The following is a 21205-nucleotide window of genomic DNA, read 5'->3' on the forward strand; positions in this document are numbered from 1 at the left end:
ATCAGTGTCTCCTTGCGGCCACCGAACAGGCCTGCGCCGATGACGCGCTCCGTCGCCTGCGACCAGCGCGGGTGATCCACCTTCGGGTTCACATTGGCGTAGAAGCCATATTCGCTGGGCTGCAGCGCCTGCCAGGTATTGAGCGGCTGATCCTTCACCAGCGAGATCTTCACGATGCTCTTGGCGGATTTGAACCCGTATTTCCATGGCACGACCAGTCGCATGGGCGCGCCGTTCTGTTTGGGGAGATCCTCGCCATAGAGCCCCGTCGCCATCAGGGTCAGGGGATTCATCGCCTCATCCATGCGCAGCCCCTCCTGATAGGGCCAGTCGATACCGGAATAGCCTTTCTGGCCGGGCATCTCCTCGGGGCGCAGGACCGAGGTGAAGGCCACATATTTCGCCTCCGGCTGCACGCCGACCCTTTTCAGCAGCTCGGACAGCTGGAAGCCCGACCATGGGATTACCATCGACCACGCCTCCACACAGCGGAAGCGGTAGATACGCTCTTCCACGGTGACCATCTTCATCAGATCATCGAAAGCATAGGTGCCGGGCTTGTCGACCAGACCGTCGATCTCGACCGGCCATGGCGAGGTCGTCAGCGCGCTGGCATATTTGGCGGGGTCGGATTTATCCCAACCGAATTCATAGAAGTTGTTGTAGGAGGTGATCTCCTCGAATGTGTTGGGCTTGAGCGCCTCCTCGGCCCGCGCGCCCTTGGGCAGCGCCGCCACGAGCCCCGCCCCCAGCCCTCCTGCCATGATCTGGCGGCGGTTGAGGAACATCTCCTTGGGGGTGACGTCCCTATCCTTGTAGATATCCCACTCTCTGCGCGTCATACTCGGTCCTCCGGGATTGCGGCCTTTGGAGAGTATACGGGCAGAAGCGGGGAGAAGTTTCAGCGTTTCCGCAAAAAAGCCTCACGTTTTGGTCAGACAGGACGATTGGGGATCTTTACTCAGACGCCCGCCCGCCCTATCTCTGCGCGACCATGGCAAAGAAACCGAGTTCAGAAAATAACGGCCTGATCGCCGAAAACCGTCAGGCACGCTACCATTACGCAGTCGAGGATACGCTCGAGGCGGGCATCGTGCTGACGGGCTCCGAGGTCAAGTCCCTGCGCAATGGCCGCGCCAACATCGCCGAGAGCTACGCCTCGGTCGAGGAGGCCGAGCTTTGGCTGATCAATGGCAATATCGAGAAATATGCCCAGGCCAAGACCTTCGGCCACGAGGAACGCCGCAAGCGCAAGCTGCTGGTGTCCAAGCGGGAACTCTCGCGCCTGTGGAACGCGACCCAGCGCGAGGGCATGACCATTGTGCCGCTGAAGATGTATTTCAACGACAAGGGCTTCGTGAAGCTCCTGATCGGTATCGCCAAGGGTAAGAAAGTGGCCGACAAGCGCGCCACCGAAGCCAAGCGCGACTGGAACCGCCAGAAACAGCGCCTGCTCAAGCAGAATATGTGAGTCGGGGCGGGCCCTAGATCCCCGCCCTGCCCTATCCCTACTTGCACCGCCGAGCCCCTTCCGTTTAATCAAGGCAATGACCGCAAGGGAGGACGTGGCACGATGGATAATCCCAAGACTCTGGTATCGACCGAGTGGCTCGAGAACCATCTGAAGAACCCCGACCTGCGGGTGATCGACGCGTCCTGGTTCATGCCCGGCTCCGACAGGGACGCCAAAGCGGCCTATGAGGCCTGCCATATCCCCAATGCGCGGTTCTTCGATATCGACGAGATTTCCGATCACCGCTCCGATCTGCCGCATATGGCCCCGCCCGCCGAGAAGTTCATCTCGCGGATGCGGGCGATGGGTGTGGGCGATGGCCATCAGGTAGTGATCTATGACCAGAGCGGCATCTTCTCGGCACCGCGCGTGTGGTGGCTGTTCCGCCTCTTTGGCAAAACGGATGTGGCCGTGCTCGATGGCGGCCTGCCGAAATGGCTGGCCGAAGGCCGCCCGACCGAGGATCTGCCCCCCGTCTTGCGCGAGCGCCATATGACCGTGCAGCGTCAGGCGCAGCTGGTGAAGGATGTGACGCAGGTGGCGCATAGCTCGAAACTGGGTGATGCCGTGATCATCGACGCCCGCGCACCCGCGCGCTTTGCCGGCACCCAGCCCGAGCCGCGCCCCGGCCTGAGGGCGGGCCATATCCCCAATGCGCGCAATGTGCCCTTTGGCGAGGTGCTCACCGGCAATGGCACGATGAAATCCCCCGACGAACTGCGCGCCGTTTTCGAGGCGGCAGGCGTCGATCTGGCGAGACCCGCCATTACGTCCTGTGGATCGGGTGTCACCGCGTCGGTGTTGGCGCTGGCGCTCGAATCGATGGGCAAAACCGACTGGTCGCTCTATGACGGCAGCTGGTCCGAATGGGGCATGTATAACGACCTCAGGGTCGCAACCGGAGAAGCATGATGTTCAGCAATCTCAAACCGCAACCGGCAGACAAGATCCTTGCCCTGTCCGGCCTCTATCGCGCGGATCCGCGCGAGGACAAGATCGACCTCGGCGTCGGCGTCTATAAGACTGCTGAAGGCAAGACCCCGATCATGACCGCGATCTCGAAGGCAGAAAAGATCCTGCACGAGACCGAGACCACCAAAAGCTATGCAGGCCTTGCGGGCCAGCCCGACTTCCACGCGGCGATGGCCTCGATGGTTCTGGGCGAGGGCTATCCCGCCGACCGTCTGGCCTTCCTGTCGACCGTGGGCGGCACCGGTGCCTGCCGTCAGGCGTTCGAACTGGCACGCGTGGCCAATCCCGACATGAAGGTCTGGGTGTCGGACCCCACCTGGCCGAACCATATCACCATCCTGAATTTCATGGGTGTCGAGGTCAAACCCTATCGCTATTTCGACAATGACGCCCGCGCGGTGGCTTTCGATGCGATGATCGAGGACCTCAAGCAGGCCAAGAAGGGCGATGTCGTCCTGCTGCATGGCTGCTGCCATAACCCGACCGGCGCCAACCTGACGCTGGAGCAATGGGCCGTGGTTGCAGAGACCCTGCTCGAAACCGGCGCGACCCCGATGATCGATCTGGCCTATCAGGGCTTCGGTGACGGTCTCGAGGCTGATGCCGCCGGCACTCGCCTGATGGCCGAAAAAATGCCCGAACTGATGATTGCGGCCTCCTGCTCGAAGAATTTCGGCATCTACCGCGAGCGCACCGGCTGCCTGATGGTGCTGGGCGATGCGGCCAATACCGCCGTCACGCAGGACAACCTCAGCAAACTCAACCGTCTGGCCTATTCCTTCCCGCCCTTCCACGGGCAGGCGCTGGTGGCCAAGGTCCTCACCGACCCGACCCTGCGTCAGGAATGGGAAGACGAGCTGGAAGCCGTGCGCAACGGCATGCTGGGCCTGCGCGAGCAACTCGCCTCGGAACTGCGCCAGCTGACCAATTCGGACCGGTTCGACTTCCTGGCCCATCACCGCGGGATGTTCTCGCGCCTGGGCGCGACCGAAGAGCAGGTTCTGAAGATGCGTGAGGACAATGCGATCTACATGGTCGGCGATAGCCGCCTGAATATCGCGGGCCTGAACAAGACCTCTGTGCCGCTTCTGGCCAAGGCGATTGTTGCCGCCGGCGTTTAACCGCGTATAGGCTCCGCAAACATGAAAGGCAGCCTCCGGGCTGCCTTTTCGCATATTGTAACCAGAATATGTTGAAGTTAATTTGAGCGGACTTATAAAATCATAACAATTTCGCCCTAGATTGGCGTTGTACAACAGAGGTCCACTATGCCCAAAGCCCGCCTAGCCTATCTTCTTCATGATGCGTCGCGCGCCGTGCGTAGCCGTTTCGAAACCCATACTGCCGAAATCGGGCTGACTTCCTCGCAATGGCGTCTGATGTCGATCCTGATGCGGGAAGGCCCGTTGCCACAGGCGCGGCTCGCCGAACTGATGGAAATCGAGCCGATCTCGGTCTCGCGCCTTGTCGACCGGATGGAACAGGGCAACTGGGTCGAACGTGCGCCCTCGCCCAATGACCGGCGCGTGCGCCTCGTGGCACCCACCGAAAAAGCCCAGAGCACCTTTGCCGATGCCCGCAGCGCCGCCGATAAGGTCTATGCCGAATCGATGACCGGCATGCCGGAGGGCACCTATGAACAGCTGACCGACATCCTCGAGACGCTGATCAAGAATCTCAATACGCTCAACAACCAGAACCGCTGAGGCGGTGGCGGGAGGGACCTCGGGTTCTGTTATCCTTTGTCCAATGCAAAAGGCCCGGATCGATGATCCGGGCCTTTCTTGTTCACACTGCACCTGAAATCAGGAGCGGAATTCCGGATAGGCTTCCATGCCCAGCTCGGCCTTGTCGAGACCCATGGTCTCGTCTTCGGCGGAGACGCGGATACCCATTACGGCTTTGAGGATCAACCACAGGATCGCCGAGACCACGAAGACGAAGACGCCGACGATGATGATCGAGATCAGCTGGCCCATGAACGTCGCATCGGGGTTGGTGATGCAGACAGCCAGGGTGCCCCAGATACCGCAGAACAGGTGGACCGGGATCGCGCCGACAACGTCATCGATCTTCAGCTTGTCGAGGAACGGAACCGCGAAGACCACGATGATACCGCCGATGGCACCGATGATGCAGGCCCAGCCGAGACCCGGGGTCAGCGGCTCTGCGGTGATCGACACGAGGCCGGCCAGCGCACCGTTAAGCACCATGGTAAGGTCGGGCTTCTTGTAGAGGATCTGGGTCAGAACCATTGCCGCGAAAGCACCGGCACAGGCGGCCATGTTGGTGTTTACGAAGATACGCGACACGTCGGCTGCGTTACCGATCGAACCGAGCGCCAGCTGCGAGCCACCGTTGAAGCCGAACCAGCCGAGCCACAAGATGAAGGTACCGAGCGTGGCAAGGGTCAGGTTGGAGCCCGGGAAGGGGGTCACGCGGCCGTCTTTGTATTTACCGATACGCGGGCCGAGGATCAGACAGCCAGCAAGAGCTGCCCAGCCACCGACGGAGTGCACGACGGTCGAACCTGCGAAATCGAGGAAGCCGAACTGGCTGTCGAGGAAGCCGCCGCCCCATTTCCACGATGCCTGGATCGGATAGATCACGCCGGTCAGGATCGCGGTGAAGATCAGGAAGGGCCACAGCTTGATACGCTCGGCCAGAGCCCCCGACACGATCGAGGCGGTTGCGCCACAGAACATGACCTGGAAGAAGAAGTCCGAGCCGGTCGAGGCATAGGAATAGTCGTCAACCGCATCCGCGCCAACGCCAACGGCTTCGAGAACTGCGGTCGCGAACGCGCCCAGATAGCCGCCGGTCTCATCGGAGCCGATCGACCAATTGCCCAGCGGATACATCAGGTTGTAGCCGATCAGGTAGTACATGATGCAGGCGATCGAAAAGAGCGCGATGTTCTTGAGGCACTGCATCGCCACGTTTTTCGAGCGAACAAGGCCCGCTTCGAGCATGGCGAAACCTGCCGCCATGAAGAACACGAGGAAGCCGCCCACGAGGAACAGCAGCGTGTTCAGGATCCAGACGCTGTCGGTCGGCACTGCGGAGGGAGCCGCCGGTGCATCCTGAGCCAGCGCGGGCATAGCCACCAGCGCGGCCGCGGCCGCAAGGCCGGTAAGTCTTCCGAAGTTTTTCATCAGTAATTCCCCTGTCCCACGGACGCTTTAGAGAGCGTCTTCGTTGGTTTCGCCGGTACGAACGCGAACCGATTGTTCGACGTCGAGCACGAAGATCTTGCCGTCACCGATCTTGTCGGTTTTTGCAGCCTTGAGAATCGTATCAACGACCTCGTCTGCAAGACCATCCGTCACGACGATTTCCAGTTTCACTTTCGGCACGAAATTCACCGCATATTCAGCACCGCGATAGATTTCCGTATGGCCGGACTGTGCGCCGAAACCCTTGATTTCGGTCACCATCATGCCACGCACGCCGATGGAGGTCAGCGCTTCACGCACCTCTTCGAGCTTGAAAGGCTTGATTGCTGCAATAATCAGTTTCACGTTCGATTCCTTCCTGTCTCCTCAGCTCCGCTTATCGGAACCGATAGGCGGCATGCCGCCACAAAGCCCAATACTTAGGCATGTTACAAGGCAACCTTGCCGTCAGCCTCACATTCCCGTGGCCCAGCGAACCGGCAAAGCACACTTTTTGGACAGTAAGTATATTTTTTAATCACGCAATATACCGAATCGTGAGAACCCTAACCTCCACAAAGACCAACAATCCGTGTAAATTGGCCAGAACGATCAAGAACGGATACGAGCAGATGGCAAATAATGGCGGCCCGCGCAAACCGCTGGTAGCGGAGCGACGCTACACAGGCGGCGGCAAACCTGGACCGAAGAAAACCCCTCCGAAAAAGCCCGCCAAAGTGGCGCGCAAACGGCCCCCGCGCAAGCATGGACCGATCCTGGGGTTCATTCTTGGCATCCTTGGCTTCTTCGGTCGCCTGATCTTCAAGGCGACATGGCGCGTGCTGGCGGTGATTGCCATCATTCTCGGGATTTCGGTCTATTATTATTACAGCACCCTCCCCCCGCTGACCCAGCTTCTGGACGGTCGCACACGCGGCTCGGTTACCATGCTCGACCGAAATAACGACGTCTTTGCATGGCGCGGTGAGACCTTTGGCGGGCAGATCACCGCCCAAAACGTCTCGCCCTATCTGCGCGAGGCCGTGGTCGCCACCGAGGACCGCCGCTTCTATCACCATTTCGGGGTCAGCCCGCGCGGCATCGCTTCGGCCATCCGCATCAACCTCAGCGAGGGGCGCGGCCCCTTCTCGGGCAATGGTGGCTCGACCATCACCCAGCAGGTTGCCAAGCTCCTGTGCCTCGGTGTGCCCTATGATCCTAAGACGTGGAAGAACGAAGGCGAATACGAGGATGACTGCCGGTCGGGCGGTCTGACCCGCAAGATCAAGGAAGTGCCCTATGCGCTGGCGCTCGAGGCCAAATATACAAAATCCGATATCCTGACGATCTACCTCAACCGCGCCTATCTCGGTGCGGGCGCGCGCGGCTTCGAAGCCGCTGCCCAGCGGTATTTCGGGATTTCGGCGGCCAATGTGAACCCGCAGCAGGCGGCGATGCTGGCAGGGCTATTGAAGGCCCCGACCCGCTATGCCCCCACCAATAATCTCGCGCGGTCGCAGGCACGGGCCGACACCGTCCTGTCGCTCATGCACGAGCAGAAATTCCTGACGGATGCGGAATACAAGGAAGCCAAAGCCAACCCCGCGACCCTGTCGGAAGCTGCACAGAAACGCGCGGGCGGTTACTTTGCCGATTGGGTCATGGATGACATCCCGCCCTTCCTGTCGAATGACACGACCGAGGATGTGATCATCCATACCACCTTCGACCAGCGCATCCAGACCGCTGCCGAGACGGCGCTGAAGGATGTGTTCGACACCAAGGTAAAAGACGGCTCGACGGCCGAGGCTGCGGTCATCGTCATGAGCGCCGATGGTGCGGTGCGGGCCATGGTCGGCGGACGCCAGACCAAGGTCTCGGGCGCGTTCAACCGCGCGACAATGGCGTTGCGCCAACCGGGCTCCACCTTCAAGCCCTTCGTCTACGCGGCAGCGATGGATATGGGGATGACGCCCGATACCATCGTCGAGGATACGCCCCTGACGATCAATGTCCCGGGCTCCGGCCCCTGGTCGCCCCAGAATTACGAGAAAGGTGTCTTCCGCGGTCCGATCACCTTGACCACCGCGCTGACCCATTCGGTCAATGTGGCGACGGTGCGCCTGCAGGAAGAGGTGGGCCGCGATGCGGTGCGCAAAGTGGCCGAGGATTTCGGCTTCGGGCATAACCTCGCCAAAGGTCCGGCACTGGCGCTCGGGGTCTCCGAATCGACGCTGATCGACATGACCGGCGCCTATGCGGGCATCCTGAATGGGGGCTCTTCGGTGAAGCCCTACGGCCTGACCGATCTGCGGATCAAAGGCGACAAAGAGCCGATCTTCACCTCGGGTGGCGGTATCGGCGAGCGGGTGATCTCGGAAGATGCCGCACGCAAGCTGATCTATATGATGCATAACGTGGTAGAACAGGGTACGGGCCACCGCGCGAAGCTTGATGGCTATGAGGTTGCGGGCAAGACCGGCACCACCCAGTCGGCGCGCGATGCGTGGTTTATCGGCTTCACCGACGACTATGTGACCGGTGTCTGGATGGGCAATGACGACAATAAGCCCCTGACCGGCGTGACCGGCGGCGGCCTGCCCGCCGAGATCTGGCACGAGGTCATGACCCGGGTCGAGAAAGGCCAGCCCGCGAAACCGTTGCCGATGGCCAACCCGTCCGAATGGCAGGCCCAGACGCAGCCCTATGCCGGCCAGACCTATAATAGCGACGGCACGACGACATCGGCGTGGAATGCGCAGAACGCCCCGGTCCAGCAACGGCGTGAACCCAATATCGCCGAGAAGATCATCAACGATGTCTTGGGAGCAATTACCGGAAACCGCTAGATTTTTATCTAGATCAACCCTAACGGTAAAGGTTCCGAAATACCTCGCGGTAAAAATGAAAACCGGCCTCATCTTTGGTGGGGCCGGTTTTTCGTTTCCGACTGTCTGAGAGTATCCCATGCCGGACCGCCGCTCCCCTCTGGGCAAGAAAAGACTGAATGACGAAAGCAAGCGCGAATGGGGCCTGTTCCTGAGCGTCGGCCTGTTCTCGGCTTTTGTGAACATCCTGATGATGACCGGCCCAATGTTCATGCTGCAGGTCTATGACAGGGTTCTGGCATCACGCGCCGAGGAGACCCTTGCCAGCCTGTTTCTGCTGGTGGTCTTTCTTTTCACCGTCATGGGCCTTCTGGATTTTGTCCGCTCCCGCCTGATGTCGCGCGTGGCCAAACGTCTGATGGGCCGGCTCGAGGAGCGGGTCTTCGCAGCCGTCCTGCGCCGCAATGCCCTCAATCCCGAGGATCTCGTCTCGAGCCTCGGCTTGTCCGACCTAGACGCGGTGCAGAAGCTCCTGAACTCGCGGGTGGTGCTGGCCCTGTTCGATATGCCGTGGTCCCCGCTGTTCTTTCTGGCAATCTTCATCTTCCACCCGCTGCTGGGGCTCTTGGCTTTGGGCGGCGGGGCGGTGCTGATCGCGGTGACCCTGCTCAACCGCGTGGCCACCCGCAGCCTTTCGCGCGAGGCGGCGCAGGCCCAGACGGTCTCCAGCAGGCTGGGGGATTACCTGCGCGACGAGGCCGAGCTTTTGCAGGCGCTCGGCATGCAGGGCGCCGCCTTCAACCGCTGGCGCGAGAGCCGCGGAACGGCGCTCCGCGCCGAGGCGCGCGCGGCAGACCGGACGACAGGCTTTACCACCTTCACCCGCAGTTTCCGCCAGTTGCTGCAATCGGCCATGCTGGCCCTTGGTGCATGGGTAGTGCTGCGCGGAGAGATGAGCGCCGGTGCGATGATTGCGGGCTCGATCCTGATGGGCCGTGCGCTCAGCCCGATCGAGACCGTCATCGGTGGCTGGAGCGTGATCGCCCGTGCCCGCGATGGCTGGCTGAGGCTCCCCGACCTGCTCGACAGCCAGACCGACGAGATACATATCACCCCCTCGCGCCCCGCTGCACGGGTCATCGCCAAGAACATCACGGTGGTCCTTCCAGGGACCCGCAGGCCCGCGCTGCGTGCGTTGAGCTTCCGGCTGGAACCCGGACAGGCTCTGGGCGTGATCGGCCCCTCGGGGTGCGGCAAGACCACGCTGGCCCGTGCCCTCTGCGGGGTGCGCCCCCTTGCCGATGGCAGCCTGCGCCTCGACCAGAGTGACCTGCACCGCTTCCCGAGCGACACATTGGGCCAACTCTTGGGCTATCTGCCGCAGAACGTGACCCTTTTTCAGGGCACCATTGCCGAGAACATCGCACGCATGAAAGCCAACCCCTCCCCCGAATCCGTAATCGAGGCGGCGAAACGGGCCGATGCACATGACATGATTCTCGATCTGCCCGACGGGTATGATACCCGAATCCACAGTACATCGGGGCCGCTTTCGGGCGGGCAGATCCAGCGGATCGGCCTGGCGCGAGCCTTGTTTGGCGACCCGCTGCTACTGATTCTCGACGAGCCCAATGCCAATCTCGATGCCGACGGGAATGCCGCTCTCAACCGCGCCATCCGCGAGATGAAAGACCGGCGTGGGGCCGTTATCGTCATGGCGCACAGGCCCGCGGCCATCTCCGAATGCGAGACCCTTTTGATGCTGGAGAACGGGCAATGCCGCGCCTACGGTCCGCGTCAGGAGGTGCTTGCCAAGACCGTCCGCAATGCCAAGGATATTAGCCATATCGGTAAGACCGGTATGTCGGGTGCCACCCAGAGGAAGGAGGCGCCCTGATGCTTCGCAACAATTCCCGCCCGCCACTGCGCGCGGCAGATCTGACCAGAAGAATCGGTGCCAAGGCGCATTCTGGAGGCGCGCAAACTCCCCGCCCGCAGCCCCAGATCGCGGCCAAGGACCGCACGACCTATAATCTGCTGGTCCTGGGCTATGCGGCCCTCTTCGTTCTGGTGGTCATTTTCGGCAGCTGGGCGAGCCTGACAAAGATCGCGGGGGCCGTCATCGTCTCGGGGCGGCTTGAATTCGATACCAACCGGCAGGTCGTACAGCATCCGGAAGGCGGGCGTGTCGAGGAGATTTTCGTGAATAATGGGGATAAGGTCTCGGCGGGCGACATCCTGATCAAGCTCGACGGGCAGGATCTCCAGCCCGAACTGACCATTCTCCAGGACCAGCTCTTTGCGCTTCAGGCGCGGCGGGCGCGGCTGAATGCCGAACGGTTGCGGCAAGACCAGCTGACATATCCCGAGACACTAACCCAGCGCGCCGAGAGCAAGCCCGGCCTGCAGCAGATCCTGTCCGGCCAGACAACGCTGTTCGAGGCGCGCAATACCGCCTTCGCGCAGATGCTGATGCAACTCGACCGCAAGGCCATTCAGGCCGAGGACCGGATCATCGGCATCGATGCGCAGATCAAATCCGTTCAACAACAGCAGGTTCTTCTGGCGGAAGAATTACAAACACAGGGCGGGATCGCGGATACGACCTCCCAGCAACGCGCCCGCCGGCTTTCCTTCGAGCGCGAACTGGCCGTGCTTTACGGGCAGAACGGCCAGCTGATCGCCAAACAGGCGGAGACACGAGAGGATATCACCACGATCGAGTTGCAGAAATTGCAGATCCTGTCACAGAGGCAGGTCGAACTCGAAAGCGAACTGCATGACATAGATCGGCAGGAACTGCAGCAGATGGAGCAGGTACGGAATCTACGCAACAAGATCAAACTTCTCGACATCCGCGCACCGATCGACGGCATCGTACACGAGATGGCCACCACCACCCGTCTTTCCGTGCTGCGCCCCGCGGATCCGGTTCTCTATCTCATTCCGCAGGATCGACCTATGATGATCGAGATCCGCATCCCGCCCATGAATATCGACGAGATCCGGCAGGGTCAGCTGGCGACCCTCCGCCTGCCGGGCCTCGCTGCGCGCGATGTGCAGGAGCTGACCGGATCGATCCAGAGGATCTCGCCGGATGCCTCGATCGACCCTGTCACAGCGACCGCATATTACCGCGCAGAGGTGATGCCGGATGCCAGAACCGAAGCGATTATGGCGCAGATGCCGCTATTGCCAGGCATGCCGGTCGAAGCCTATCTGCGTACGACCGATCGCACCCCGCTGACCTATATCCTTGCGCCCTTCCTGAGCTATCTCGACCACGCCTTCCGCGAAAGCTAGATCCTGCGCAGATATAACACGCCAGCCGTCTGTCGGGCACCCCACCGCCCAAGCCTTCTGAAGTGCCTCCCCATTTCGCGGAAGAGTTTTTTTGTGGCGCATAGCCTGCCTGTTGATCATGCTCCACAAAACGTCCAATGGAGGTGTCTGATGTTGCAAAAGATCTCCCGCAGACGCTGGTCTCGGACAGAGACTCGGCATCCGGCTTTCAGACCACATCCATCCATCAAGAGGCGCGGAGGCCGGGCAATGACCTCGCCATCGCGGATGCTCATAACGTCATTACCGCAGATCCAGAGGGCAAGGCGACCACCGGCCAAGGGCATCGAGCACTCATTGGCCTTACGGCGCAACAACGCTTGAGGCACCGCCCCGCCCAGTGCGCGTCCCAAGCCGCGGAACAGCTAAATGCGTCACTCGCTGGCGCGTTCTATCAGGCAGAATCTTTTCGACAGGGCAGCAGTCTTTACCTTACAAGAGCGATGGGGGTCCGTCCGAAGAACACGACAACGGAATGTGCCGATCCATCCGGAGTGTCGCATGCCAACGGCAGGCTCATCCCGTCGTTACCATGGCCAGCTTATCCAACGCCGTTCTGAACGCCGCCCCGATATCCGACACGCATCCGATCCTCGCCCTCTCGCCAGAACCATCTCTAATCGGGATTCATCTAATCCAACCATGCGTCTGGCCAGTGATTGCCGTGCAGTGGCGCCGCTGAAACATTTCTCGGACGGTTTGAGCGCAAACAGGGTGCGTGGTCCGGCGCGAAATTTCTGCACGCGGATCAAAGGGCGCGCTCCGACCGCGCGCAGGTGCATCGCATGGGTAAGGCTACCATTGTCTTCGGAAAAACTCCCCTATCTTCTGACTGGAGAGTCACCCACACCACAAATATCTTCTCAAATCCTCTCGGGGTTTCACTTGATTTTCATGATTAAGAGAACAGAATTGTGAATGAGAAGACTCATCTGGAAGGAGGACCTGATGGAGTTCTTGCCGAAAGATATCGCCCAGGCGATGCGCGATGCGCAAATCAAGACAGCGGGCAAACGCACGAAGCTCAGCCTTAGATCGGGCGACAAGAACTGGCCGATCCTGCGCCGCTGGGAAGGCGGGCTTGCGCTCAATGCCGACGAGATCGATCATCTCAGAGGTGAGGTCTATCTCTATGACGGCATCCGCCATGTGGCGACGGGGCTGATCATTGCCTCCGAGGTCGAGAATGGCGAGCTGATATGTGCGATCAAACGGGAAACGCCGGTCAGAGACCGCGCGCCTGTGGATTTTGTGCGCGATCCCGATGCGCCAGTGGGCTATCTGCCAAGCGCCTGATGGCACAAAGTCAAAAAGGCCCCGCATTCGGGGCCTTTTCTATTACTGCAGATCTTCAAAAGCCTTTTTCAACCGCGCCACAGCCTCTTCGACCCGTGTCCGCGGCGTGGCCAGATTGAAACGAAGATAGGTTTCGCCGCCCGTGCCGAAGGTCGTGCCGTAATTCGCGGCGATCAGCGCCTCTTTTTCCACCCGACGGGTAAATTCGGCCCGCTCCATCCCCGCGCCGGAAAAATCGACCCATGCCAGATAGGTCGCCTCCAGTGGCATCGATTTCAGGCCCGGAATGGCATTGACGCCCGCGTCGAAAATCTTGCGGTTGCCATCCAGATAGGCACAAAGCGCGTCCACCCAGTCGGCCCCCTCGGGGCTGTAAGCCGCCGTCGCCATCGCCATGCCGAAACTATTGGGCGAAATCCCCAGCGCATTCATCCGCGCGGAAAACTTGGCGCGCAGCGCAGGATCGGCGATGATCACATTGCCCGAATGCGTGCCCGCGATATTGAAGGTCTTGGTGGTGGCGGTCATCATGACCACAGGGTAGTTGCCCGCAACATTGGCCATGGGAGTATGCACCTGCCCCGGCATGACCAGGTCATGGTGGATCTCGTCCGAGACCAGCACCAGGTCATGCTTGCGGGCAAACTCCACAACACCTTCCAGCTCGGCGCGGCTCCAGACACGCCCGCCCGGATTATGGGGCGAACAGAGCACCAGCATGCGGGTCTTTTCATCCACAATGCTATCCCATGCGTCGAAATCCATCTGGTAGCCGCCATCCACCAGCTTCAGCGGGCATTCCACCACATCGCGCCCCGCCGCTTTGATCACGCGGGCGAAGGCGTGATAGACTGGCGTCATGAGCATTACCCCGTCGCCTTCCGCCGTGAACGCATCCACGCACAGCGCCGTGCCATTTACCAGACCATGGGTCGTAAAGATCCAGTCGTCCTGCACCTCCCAATCGTGGCGCGTCTTCATCCACCAGCGGATTGCGGCGTTGTATTCCGCATTGCCGCCCCAATAGCCGTAGACGCCCTGACGGGTCATCTCCTCCAGCGCCTCCTGCACACAGGCGGGCGGACGGAAATCCATATCGGCCACCCACATCGGGATACCCGTCGCGGCGGGCACGCCATAGATGTCTTCCATGCTGTCCCATTTGGCGGAATGGGTGCCGGTGCGGTCAATGATCTCGTCGAAATCGGGCGCTTTGCTCATCAGATGTCTCCTGCGTCTTTGCGCGCATCAGATCACCTCTGGCGGCGGGATACAAATGCCTGATTGTATCCTTATAATGCACCGCCAAGCCGCTGCCCCATTGCCTTGGAACCAACCATCGCCTAAATCGGCCTTATGACCCTACGCCCGATCCTCATTCACCCCGACCCGCGACTGAAGAAGACCTGTGATCCGGTCGTCTCGGTCGATGCCGAAATCCGCAAGCTGGCTGACGATATGCTGGCCACGATGTATGACGCCCCCGGTGTCGGCCTTGCCGCGCCACAGATTGGCGTGCTACAGCGTGTCTTCGTGATGGATTGCGTGAAGGAAGAGAACGCAGCGCCCCAGCCAATGGTGATGATCAATCCCGAGATCACATGGTCCTCGGAAGAGACCAACACCTATGAGGAGGGCTGCCTGTCGATCCCCGATCAATATGCCGAAGTCACCCGCCCGAAACTGGTGCGGATGAAATGGCTGAGCGTGGATGGCAAGGTCATGGAAGAGGAATTCGACGGGCTCTGGGCCACCTGCGCCCAGCACGAGCTGGATCACCTCGATGGCAAGCTGTTCATCGACTATCTCGGACCGATGAAACGCAAGATGATCACCTCGAAGATGCAGAAGCTCAAACGCGAGCGCGCCCGCGCGCCGAAATCCGACGGGATCATCTGATGACCGTGCGCAAGTTCATCCCCTTTGACGACAAGCGTCTGCGCACAGCGGCCGAGCCTGTGGCCGAGATCACCGAGACGGTGCGGATGATCTGGGATGACATGATCGAGACGATGGATGCGATGCCGGGGGTCGGTCTGGCCGCCCCGCAGATCGGGATCATGATGCGTCTGGCGGTGGTGGATGCCTCCGACAAGCGTGGCGAGGCCATCCGCATGGCCAATCCCGAAGTGCTCCATGCCAGCGTCAAGATGCGCAAACATGATGAGGCAAGCCCCAATCTTCCGGGCGTCTGGGCACCGGTCGAGCGTCCGCGGGCGGTTACCGTGCGGTTCCTCAATGCCGATGGCGAGATGGAAGAACGTGATTTCGTCGGGCTCTGGGCGACCTCGGTCCAGCACCAGATCGACCATCTCAACGGCAAGACCTATGTGGACCATCTCTCGCCCCTGCGGCGCAAGATGCTGATCCAGAAATCGAAAAAACTGAACAAAGGCTAAGGTCATGCGCGTCGTCTTCATGGGCACCCCCGAGTTTTCAGTCCCGGTGCTCGAGGCACTGGCGCGCGAGCACGAGGTCGTGGCGGCCTATTCGCAGCCGCCGCGCCCTGCAGGTCGTGGCAAACATCTGCGCCCCTCCCCCGTTCAGGCCCGCGCCGAGGAACTGGGGATAAAGACGCGCACTCCGCTGAATTTCAAGGATGAGACCGACCGTCAGGCCTTTGCCGATCTGAAGGCCGATGTGGCTGTGGTAGTGGCCTACGGGCTGATCCTGCCACAAGCGATCCTTGATGCGCCCGAAAAGGGCTGCCTGAATATCCATGCCTCGCTGCTGCCGCGCTGGCGCGGGGCGGCGCCCATCCACCGTGCGATCATGGCAGGCGATGCCGAAACAGGGATTTGTATCATGCAGATGGAAGCGGGGCTCGATACCGGCCCCGTGCGCCTGCGTCGCGCGACCGAGATCGGCGCGACCGAGACCACCGGAGAGTTGCATGACCGGCTGTCCGTCATGGGGGCCTCGATGATCATCGAGGCGCTGGCCCATCTTGATACGCTCCCCAGCGAGGCCCAGCCCGACGAGGGCGTGACCTATGCCGCCAAGATCGACAAGGCCGAGGCGCGGATCGACTGGACTGCCCCTGCAGCCGATGTAACCCGCAAGATCAACGGCTTGTCGCCCTTCCCCGGAGCGTGGTGCGAGATTGCGGGGGAACGGGTAAAGCTTTTGCGCGCCCGCCAGACCGACGGTCATGGCGCTGCCGGAGATGTTCTGGGCGGGTTCACCATTGCCTGCGGAGCAGGCGCCGTGCAGGTGCTGGAGGCGCAGCGCGCGGGCAAGAAGCCGATGGCAGCCGCGCAGGTCTTGCAGGCCCTGACCCTGCCCGAGCGCCTCGACTGATTCCATGTTCGGCCTCCTGATCGCGCCCCTGACCACCATGACCTCCCGCCTGATCGGCATGATGCTGGTCGTGGCGATCTGGCTGCTGTCGCGACCGGGCGGCTGGGCGGTGCTGGTGGTGCTGGTTCTGGTGGGGGTGAAGCTGCTGCCCGAGCCCGACACTCACTCCGAAGTGACCTCCCCGCCCCCTGTCACCGCGCCTGCTTCGCGTTAAGTCGAAGCCAAAGGAGCGGATCATGCCCATTGCCATCATTCTCGTTATCGCCGTTTTCATCGGTCTCCTGTGGTATCGCAAGCGCAATCCCTGCCGGTGGGAACGTATCGGCGGCAAGGGCGCACTGAAGGAATTCCGATGCAAGACCTGCGGCGCGGTGGCCTATTCAGCCCGCTATGACGGCCCCGAGCAATGCAAGAAAGGGCTTGAGCCGCCCGCGCTGTAAGTGGCCGCGCCGGCTCTATCGGCAGGCTCCCGCCCATGCGGGCGAGCGGCGCCACCGCTCAGGGAACAGCCCCGTCATCCCCGCGTTCTCTCTTCAAATCGAATGTCGAAGGAGACGAAGATGACCGAGAATAACACGCCTCCGCCGCGCCGCGACAACGGCCTCTATTTCGTTCTGGGGGCGATCGTCGTCGCGCTTGGCGTGCTGGTCTGGTATGTGATGGGCTCGCCCGGTGACACCACAACCCCTGCACCTGCGGGCAACGAGGTGTCGATCACCAACGAGGCCCCTGCCTCCGAGCCGGCCCAAGAGCCTGCGTCGGACGCACCGGCCGAGGTCGAGGTGGCTCCGGGAGCCGATGACGCCCCTGCCCCCCAACAGTAATGTAAAAGGCCCGCCAGTTGGCGGGCCTTTTACATGACGCGTTTATCGTGAAACACTCAGATCGCTTTGATCTCCGCCAGAATGGCCTGCGCGGCCGCCTGCGGATCCGCCGCCTGCCAGATCGGGCGGCCAACGACAAGGTGATCCGCCCCCGCCGATAGCGCCGAAGCGGGTGTTTCCACACGCTTCTGGTCTCCCAATGCGGCCCCTGCGGGCCGCACACCCGGCGTGACGATCAGCTTGCCCTCGGCCTGCGGCAGTGCCCGGATCATCGCGGCCTCACGCGGCGAGGCAATAACGCCATCAGCTCCGGCCTCGAGCGCGCGCGCGGCGCGCTCTGTCACCAGATCCGCAATATCGCCCGGCTGGATCAGCGCGGCATCCAGATCGGCGCGATCAAGCGAGGTGAGGATGGTCACAGCGAGGATTTTGAGATCCTTACCCGAGGCGCCTTCCTTCGCGGCGCGCACCACATGGGGGTCGCCATGCACGGTCAGGAAGTCCAGATCGAATTGTGCGATCCCGCGCACCGCAGCCTCGACCGTGGCGCCGATATCGAAGAATTTCATATCGAGGAAGATGCGCTTCCCATGCTCCTGTTTCAGCTCGTTGGCAACGGCCAGACCGCCCCCCGTGAGCATCCCTAGACCGATCTTGTAGAAAGAAACGCTATCGCCCAGTTTCTGGGCCAGCTCGAGCGCGGCCAGCGCGTCGGGCACATCCATGGCAACGATCAGGCGGTCATCGGCGGGCAAAAGGGTGGTCATGCAGCATCTCCTGTGGTTTGCACCCCGATGCGCAAGACGGCACGAAAAATCAACCCCTGAGGAACCACAGGGGGAACTTTCCCGCAATCACTCCGGTATCGGCAGCCCCGCGGACAGGTCTTCAATCCCGAGATTTGACCGGTATCAAGGCACGCACACGCGCACGGTGCATCATGACGATGCCCAGAAGGGTCAAAGCAGCGAGGAAGGGCAGATAATGCAGCACAGTCATGGCGTCTCTCCTGTTCCTTGGGGTCTCACCTTACAGGCGAGACATTTACGGAACCTTGCACGGTGCCTGCGAGTTCCCTAGGCGCTTCGCAAAAGCCAAGATTTTCGCTTCAGGCGTGGTCTGACATCTTGAATAGCCTGACCCACCTACCCAATTATTCGATAAGACCCGACCAGACATGTGCCGCTTACGGGCATGTCGATTTGCGGGGGCTTTAGAAAAGGAGATACCCGATGAACATGGAAAAGTTCACGGAGCGTTCGCGCGGCTTCCTTCAATCCGCGCAGACAATCGCAATGCGGGAAGGCCATCAGCGCGTGGTCCCCGAACATCTGCTCAAAGCATTGATGGATGACGATCAGGGACTTTCGTCCAACCTGATCAATCGCGCCGGTGGCGATGCCGCCCGCGTGGCCGATGCCGTCACCCAAGCCGTCGGCAAACTTCCCAAAGTGTCCGGCACGGATAGCCAGACCTATATCGACCAGTCGCTCGTGCGCGTGCTCGACGAGGCAGAGAAGATCGCCAAGAAAGCCGGTGACAGTTTCGTGCCGGTGGAGCGTATCCTGATGGCGCTGGCCGTGGTCAATACCCGTGCGAAAGACGCGCTTGATGCAGGTGCCGTGACCGCGCAGAAGCTGAACACGGCTATCAACGATCTGCGCAAGGGCCGCACCGCCGATAGCGCCTCCGCCGAGGACGGCTATGAGGCGCTGAAAAAATATGCCCGCGACCTGACCGAGGCCGCCGAGCAAGGCAAGATCGACCCGATCATCGGTCGTGACGACGAGATCCGCCGCACGATGCAGGTGCTCTCGCGCCGCACCAAGAACAACCCCGTCCTTATCGGGGAGCCGGGCGTTGGGAAAACCGCGATCGCCGAAGGGCTTGCGCTGCGCATCGTCAATGGCGATGTGCCGGAGAGCCTGCGCGACAAGCGGCTTCTGGCGCTCGATATGGGCGCGCTGATCGCAGGGGCGAAATATCGCGGCGAGTTCGAGGAGCGGCTGAAATCCATCCTCAAGGAGATCGAAACCGCAGCCGGTGAGATCATTCTCTTTATCGACGAGATGCACACGCTTGTGGGCGCGGGCAAATCCGATGGTGCGATGGATGCGGCCAACCTGATCAAGCCGGCGCTGGCGCGAGGCGAGTTGCATTGTGTTGGCGCCACCACGCTTGATGAATATCGCAAATATGTCGAGAAAGACGCGGCTCTGGCCCGGCGCTTCCAGCCGGTAATGGTCGAAGAGCCCACCGTCGAGGATACGATCTCGATCCTGCGTGGCATCAAGGAGAAATACGAGCTCCATCACGGGGTTCGGATCTCCGATTCGGCGCTCGTATCGGCGGCGACGCTCTCGCATCGCTATATCACCGACCGCTTCCTGCCCGACAAGGCGATCGATCTCGTGGACGAGGCCGCCTCGCGCTTGCGGATGGAAGTCGATTCGAAGCCAGAGGAACTGGATGCGCTGGATCGCCAGATCCTGCAGGCGCAGATCGAGGCCGAGGCGCTGAAGAAAGAAGACGACGTCGCAAGTCAGGACCGTCTCGAGAAACTCGAGAAGGAACTGTCGGAACTGCAGGAACGCTCCGCCGAGATGACCGCCAAATGGCAGGCCGAACGCGACAAGCTGGAGAGCAGCCGCGTGCTGAAAGAACAGCTGGACCGCGCGCGCGCCGAATTGGAAACCGCCAAACGCGAAGGCAATTTCGCCAAAGCGGGCGAGTTGCAATATGGCCGCATTCCGGATCTTGAAAAGCAGCTCGAACAGGCGGAATCGGCAGAGGATGTCATGGTCGAAGAGGCCGTGCGTCCCGAACAGATCGCCGAGGTGGTCGAGCGCTGGACCGGTATCCCGACCTCGAAAATGCTCGAGGGCGAGCGCGAGAAACTGCTGAAAATGGAGGAAGAGCTCCATAAGCGGGTGATCGGGCAGGATGCGGCAGTGACGGCGGTGGCCAATGCAGTGCGGCGTGCGCGTGCGGGTCTCAATGATGAGAACCGTCCGCTGGGGTCGTTCCTGTTCCTCGGCCCGACCGGTGTGGGTAAAACCGAGCTGACCAAAGCCGTGGCCGATTATCTCTTTGATGATGATCAGGCGATGGTACGGATCGACATGTCCGAATTCATGGAGAAACATGCCGTGTCGCGTCTGATCGGGGCCCCTCCGGGCTATGTCGGCTATGACGAGGGTGGCGTTCTGACCGAAGCGGTGCGCCGCCGCCCCTATCAGGTGGTGCTGTTCGACGAGGTCGAGAAAGCGCATCCGGATGTGTTCAACGTGCTGTTGCAGGTGCTCGATGATGGTGTTCTGACCGATGGTCAGGGCCGGACGGTGGACTTCAAGCAGACGCTGATCATCCTGACCTCCAATCTGGGGTCTCAGGCGCTCAGCACCTTGCCCGATGGCACGGATGGAGCACAGGCCAAGGCGCAGGTCATGGAAGCGGTGCGGGCACATTTCCGCCCCGAATTCCTGAACCGTCTGGACGAGATGGTGATCTTCGACCGCCTGTCGCGCGACAATATGGACGGGATCGTTACCGTGCAGCTGGCACGTCTGGAGACGCGTCTGGGTCATCGCAAAATCGGGCTTGCGCTTGATGATGCGGCCCGCACATGGCTCGCCGATAAGGGCTATGATCCGGTCTATGGCGCACGCCCGCTGAAACGGGTGATCCAGCGCTATCTACAGGACCCGCTGGCCAACCTGATCCTGTCGGGCGATGTGCTGGACGGCTCGACAGTCACGGTCACGGCAGGGCCTGACGGGCTTTCTGTCGGCGGGCATATCGTGCCGCCTTCGGAAAACACTCCGCTCAGCGCCTCTCTGCACTGAGCCTCTTGGCGGCGGCTACGGCCGCCGCCTTGCACACGGACCTGAGGGGGCTCTGCCCCCGCTGCCTTACGGCAGCCCCCCGGGATATTTATGGGAAGTGGAAGCGGCTTTTCTCTTCCACTTCCCATAA

General features: G+C 61.2%; 20 protein-coding genes (1 of these 20 cut by a window edge). 15 read left to right on the top strand and 5 right to left on the bottom strand.

Annotated features, from left to right (window positions below; all coding sequences use genetic code 11):
* Window positions 1-842, bottom strand: the 5' portion of a protein-coding gene (gene msrP, locus ABEB22_RS04490) for a protein-methionine-sulfoxide reductase catalytic subunit MsrP (protein WP_406870921.1). 67 nt of this gene lie to the left of the window's left edge; only the first 842 of its 909 coding nucleotides appear in the window; the start codon lies at window positions 840-842; the stop codon falls past the left edge of the window.
* A 152-nt stretch (window positions 843-994) separates the two neighbouring features.
* On the opposite strand from msrP, the gene smpB reads away from it, so the two are divergent.
* From smpB to ABEB22_RS04510, 4 genes are all read left to right on the top strand, one after another.
* The gene (gene smpB, locus ABEB22_RS04495; RefSeq protein WP_339114061.1) at window positions 995-1471 is read left to right on the top strand and encodes an SsrA-binding protein SmpB; all 477 of its coding nucleotides are present in this window, start codon (window positions 995-997) and stop codon (window positions 1469-1471) included.
* A 102-nt stretch (window positions 1472-1573) separates the two neighbouring features.
* Window positions 1574-2425, top strand: a complete 852-nt coding sequence (gene sseA, locus ABEB22_RS04500) for a 3-mercaptopyruvate sulfurtransferase (RefSeq protein WP_406870922.1) — start codon at window positions 1574-1576, stop codon at window positions 2423-2425.
* Window positions 2425-3606: an amino acid aminotransferase gene (locus ABEB22_RS04505; protein WP_339114455.1), complete on the top strand. Its 1182-nt coding sequence runs from the start codon at window positions 2425-2427 to the stop codon at window positions 3604-3606. Before sseA ends, ABEB22_RS04505 begins: the two co-directional genes overlap by 1 nt.
* Window positions 3607-3753: 147 nt before the next feature.
* The gene (locus ABEB22_RS04510) at window positions 3754-4191 is read left to right on the top strand and encodes a MarR family transcriptional regulator (RefSeq protein WP_339114059.1); all 438 of its coding nucleotides are present in this window, start codon (window positions 3754-3756) and stop codon (window positions 4189-4191) included.
* Window positions 4192-4290: 99 nt separating this feature from the next.
* Here ABEB22_RS04510 and ABEB22_RS04515 read toward each other — a convergent pair whose 3' ends face one another.
* A complete protein-coding gene (locus tag ABEB22_RS04515) occupies window positions 4291-5640 on the bottom strand; it encodes an ammonium transporter (protein WP_339114058.1) in 1350 nt (449 codons plus the stop codon).
* 27 nt (window positions 5641-5667) lie between these two features.
* Window positions 5668-6006 (bottom strand): P-II family nitrogen regulator, encoded by a 339-nt coding sequence (locus tag ABEB22_RS04520; RefSeq protein WP_339114057.1) that lies wholly within the window; start codon window positions 6004-6006, stop codon window positions 5668-5670.
* 266 nt (window positions 6007-6272) lie between these two features.
* Between ABEB22_RS04520 and ABEB22_RS04525 the strand changes: the two genes are divergently transcribed.
* The 4 genes from ABEB22_RS04525 (at window position 6273) to ABEB22_RS04540 (ending at window position 13106) form a co-directional block, all read left to right on the top strand.
* Window positions 6273-8489, top strand: coding sequence for a transglycosylase domain-containing protein (locus tag ABEB22_RS04525; RefSeq protein WP_406870923.1), 2217 nt, complete (start codon window positions 6273-6275; stop codon window positions 8487-8489).
* Window positions 8490-8607: 118 nt separating this feature from the next.
* The gene (locus tag ABEB22_RS04530) at window positions 8608-10365 is read left to right on the top strand and encodes a type I secretion system permease/ATPase (RefSeq protein WP_406870924.1); all 1758 of its coding nucleotides are present in this window, start codon (window positions 8608-8610) and stop codon (window positions 10363-10365) included.
* Window positions 10365-11771: an HlyD family type I secretion periplasmic adaptor subunit gene (locus ABEB22_RS04535; protein WP_339114054.1), complete on the top strand. Its 1407-nt coding sequence runs from the start codon at window positions 10365-10367 to the stop codon at window positions 11769-11771. Before ABEB22_RS04530 ends, ABEB22_RS04535 begins: the two co-directional genes overlap by 1 nt.
* A 957-nt stretch (window positions 11772-12728) precedes the next feature.
* Window positions 12729-13106 carry a hypothetical protein gene (locus tag ABEB22_RS04540; RefSeq protein ID WP_339114053.1) on the top strand — a complete coding sequence of 126 codons (378 nt, stop codon included), beginning with the start codon at window positions 12729-12731 and terminating at the stop codon, window positions 13104-13106.
* 42 nt (window positions 13107-13148) lie between these two features.
* Here ABEB22_RS04540 and ABEB22_RS04545 read toward each other — a convergent pair whose 3' ends face one another.
* Window positions 13149-14327, bottom strand: a complete 1179-nt coding sequence (locus ABEB22_RS04545; RefSeq protein WP_339114052.1) for a MalY/PatB family protein — start codon at window positions 14325-14327, stop codon at window positions 13149-13151.
* 135 nt (window positions 14328-14462) lie between these two features.
* Between ABEB22_RS04545 and def (ABEB22_RS04550) the strand changes: the two genes are divergently transcribed.
* The 6 genes from def (ABEB22_RS04550) (at window position 14463) to ABEB22_RS04575 (ending at window position 17230) form a co-directional block, all read left to right on the top strand.
* Entirely contained in the window at window positions 14463-15005 is a 543-nt protein-coding gene (gene def / locus ABEB22_RS04550) for a peptide deformylase (RefSeq protein WP_406870925.1), read from the top strand.
* On the top strand, window positions 15005-15505 hold the full coding sequence (def, locus tag ABEB22_RS04555) for a peptide deformylase (RefSeq protein ID WP_339114050.1): 501 nt from the start codon (window positions 15005-15007) through the stop codon (window positions 15503-15505). The genes def (ABEB22_RS04550) and def (ABEB22_RS04555) overlap by 1 nt, the downstream gene beginning before the upstream one ends.
* Before the next feature lie 4 nt (window positions 15506-15509).
* On the top strand, window positions 15510-16406 hold the full coding sequence (fmt, locus tag ABEB22_RS04560; RefSeq protein WP_406870926.1) for a methionyl-tRNA formyltransferase: 897 nt from the start codon (window positions 15510-15512) through the stop codon (window positions 16404-16406).
* 4 nt (window positions 16407-16410) lie between these two features.
* Window positions 16411-16620: a hypothetical protein gene (locus ABEB22_RS04565; protein WP_339114048.1), complete on the top strand. Its 210-nt coding sequence runs from the start codon at window positions 16411-16413 to the stop codon at window positions 16618-16620.
* Window positions 16621-16642: 22 nt separating this feature from the next.
* Window positions 16643-16846, top strand: a complete 204-nt coding sequence (locus tag ABEB22_RS04570) for a hypothetical protein (RefSeq protein WP_350936566.1) — start codon at window positions 16643-16645, stop codon at window positions 16844-16846.
* Window positions 16847-16966: 120 nt separating this feature from the next.
* The gene (locus ABEB22_RS04575; RefSeq protein WP_339114046.1) at window positions 16967-17230 is read left to right on the top strand and encodes a hypothetical protein; all 264 of its coding nucleotides are present in this window, start codon (window positions 16967-16969) and stop codon (window positions 17228-17230) included.
* Between the two features lie 56 nt (window positions 17231-17286).
* Here ABEB22_RS04575 and pyrF read toward each other — a convergent pair whose 3' ends face one another.
* Window positions 17287-17997, bottom strand: coding sequence for an orotidine-5'-phosphate decarboxylase (gene pyrF / locus ABEB22_RS04580; RefSeq protein ID WP_406870927.1), 711 nt, complete (start codon window positions 17995-17997; stop codon window positions 17287-17289).
* Between the two features lie 465 nt (window positions 17998-18462).
* On the opposite strand from pyrF, the gene clpB reads away from it, so the two are divergent.
* Window positions 18463-21075, top strand: coding sequence for an ATP-dependent chaperone ClpB (clpB, locus tag ABEB22_RS04585; protein WP_406870928.1), 2613 nt, complete (start codon window positions 18463-18465; stop codon window positions 21073-21075).
* Window positions 21076-21205 lie beyond the last annotated feature (130 nt).

Source organism: Thioclava sp. 'Guangxiensis' (genome assembly GCF_045348365.1).
GTDB lineage: Bacteria > Pseudomonadota > Alphaproteobacteria > Rhodobacterales > Rhodobacteraceae > Thioclava > Thioclava kandeliae.

Coding starts and splice junctions, on each gene's coding strand:
- smpB (WP_339114061.1), top strand. CDS start 995: ATGGCAAAGAAACCGAGTTCAGAAAATAACGGCCTGATCGCCGAAAAC.
- sseA (WP_406870922.1), top strand. CDS start 1,574: ATGGATAATCCCAAGACTCTGGTATCGACCGAGTGGCTCGAGAACCAT.
- ABEB22_RS04505 (WP_339114455.1), top strand. CDS start 2,425: ATGTTCAGCAATCTCAAACCGCAACCGGCAGACAAGATCCTTGCCCTG.
- ABEB22_RS04510 (WP_339114059.1), top strand. CDS start 3,754: ATGCCCAAAGCCCGCCTAGCCTATCTTCTTCATGATGCGTCGCGCGCC.
- ABEB22_RS04515 (WP_339114058.1), bottom strand. CDS start 5,640: ATGAAAAACTTCGGAAGACTTACCGGCCTTGCGGCCGCGGCCGCGCTG.
- ABEB22_RS04525 (WP_406870923.1), top strand. CDS start 6,273: ATGGCAAATAATGGCGGCCCGCGCAAACCGCTGGTAGCGGAGCGACGC.
- ABEB22_RS04530 (WP_406870924.1), top strand. CDS start 8,608: ATGCCGGACCGCCGCTCCCCTCTGGGCAAGAAAAGACTGAATGACGAA.
- ABEB22_RS04535 (WP_339114054.1), top strand. CDS start 10,365: ATGCTTCGCAACAATTCCCGCCCGCCACTGCGCGCGGCAGATCTGACC.
- ABEB22_RS04540 (WP_339114053.1), top strand. CDS start 12,729: ATGAGAAGACTCATCTGGAAGGAGGACCTGATGGAGTTCTTGCCGAAA.
- ABEB22_RS04545 (WP_339114052.1), bottom strand. CDS start 14,327: ATGAGCAAAGCGCCCGATTTCGACGAGATCATTGACCGCACCGGCACC.
- def (WP_406870925.1), top strand. CDS start 14,463: ATGACCCTACGCCCGATCCTCATTCACCCCGACCCGCGACTGAAGAAG.
- def (WP_339114050.1), top strand. CDS start 15,005: ATGACCGTGCGCAAGTTCATCCCCTTTGACGACAAGCGTCTGCGCACA.
- fmt (WP_406870926.1), top strand. CDS start 15,510: ATGCGCGTCGTCTTCATGGGCACCCCCGAGTTTTCAGTCCCGGTGCTC.
- ABEB22_RS04565 (WP_339114048.1), top strand. CDS start 16,411: ATGTTCGGCCTCCTGATCGCGCCCCTGACCACCATGACCTCCCGCCTG.
- ABEB22_RS04570 (WP_350936566.1), top strand. CDS start 16,643: ATGCCCATTGCCATCATTCTCGTTATCGCCGTTTTCATCGGTCTCCTG.
- ABEB22_RS04575 (WP_339114046.1), top strand. CDS start 16,967: ATGACCGAGAATAACACGCCTCCGCCGCGCCGCGACAACGGCCTCTAT.
- pyrF (WP_406870927.1), bottom strand. CDS start 17,997: ATGACCACCCTTTTGCCCGCCGATGACCGCCTGATCGTTGCCATGGAT.
- clpB (WP_406870928.1), top strand. CDS start 18,463: ATGAACATGGAAAAGTTCACGGAGCGTTCGCGCGGCTTCCTTCAATCC.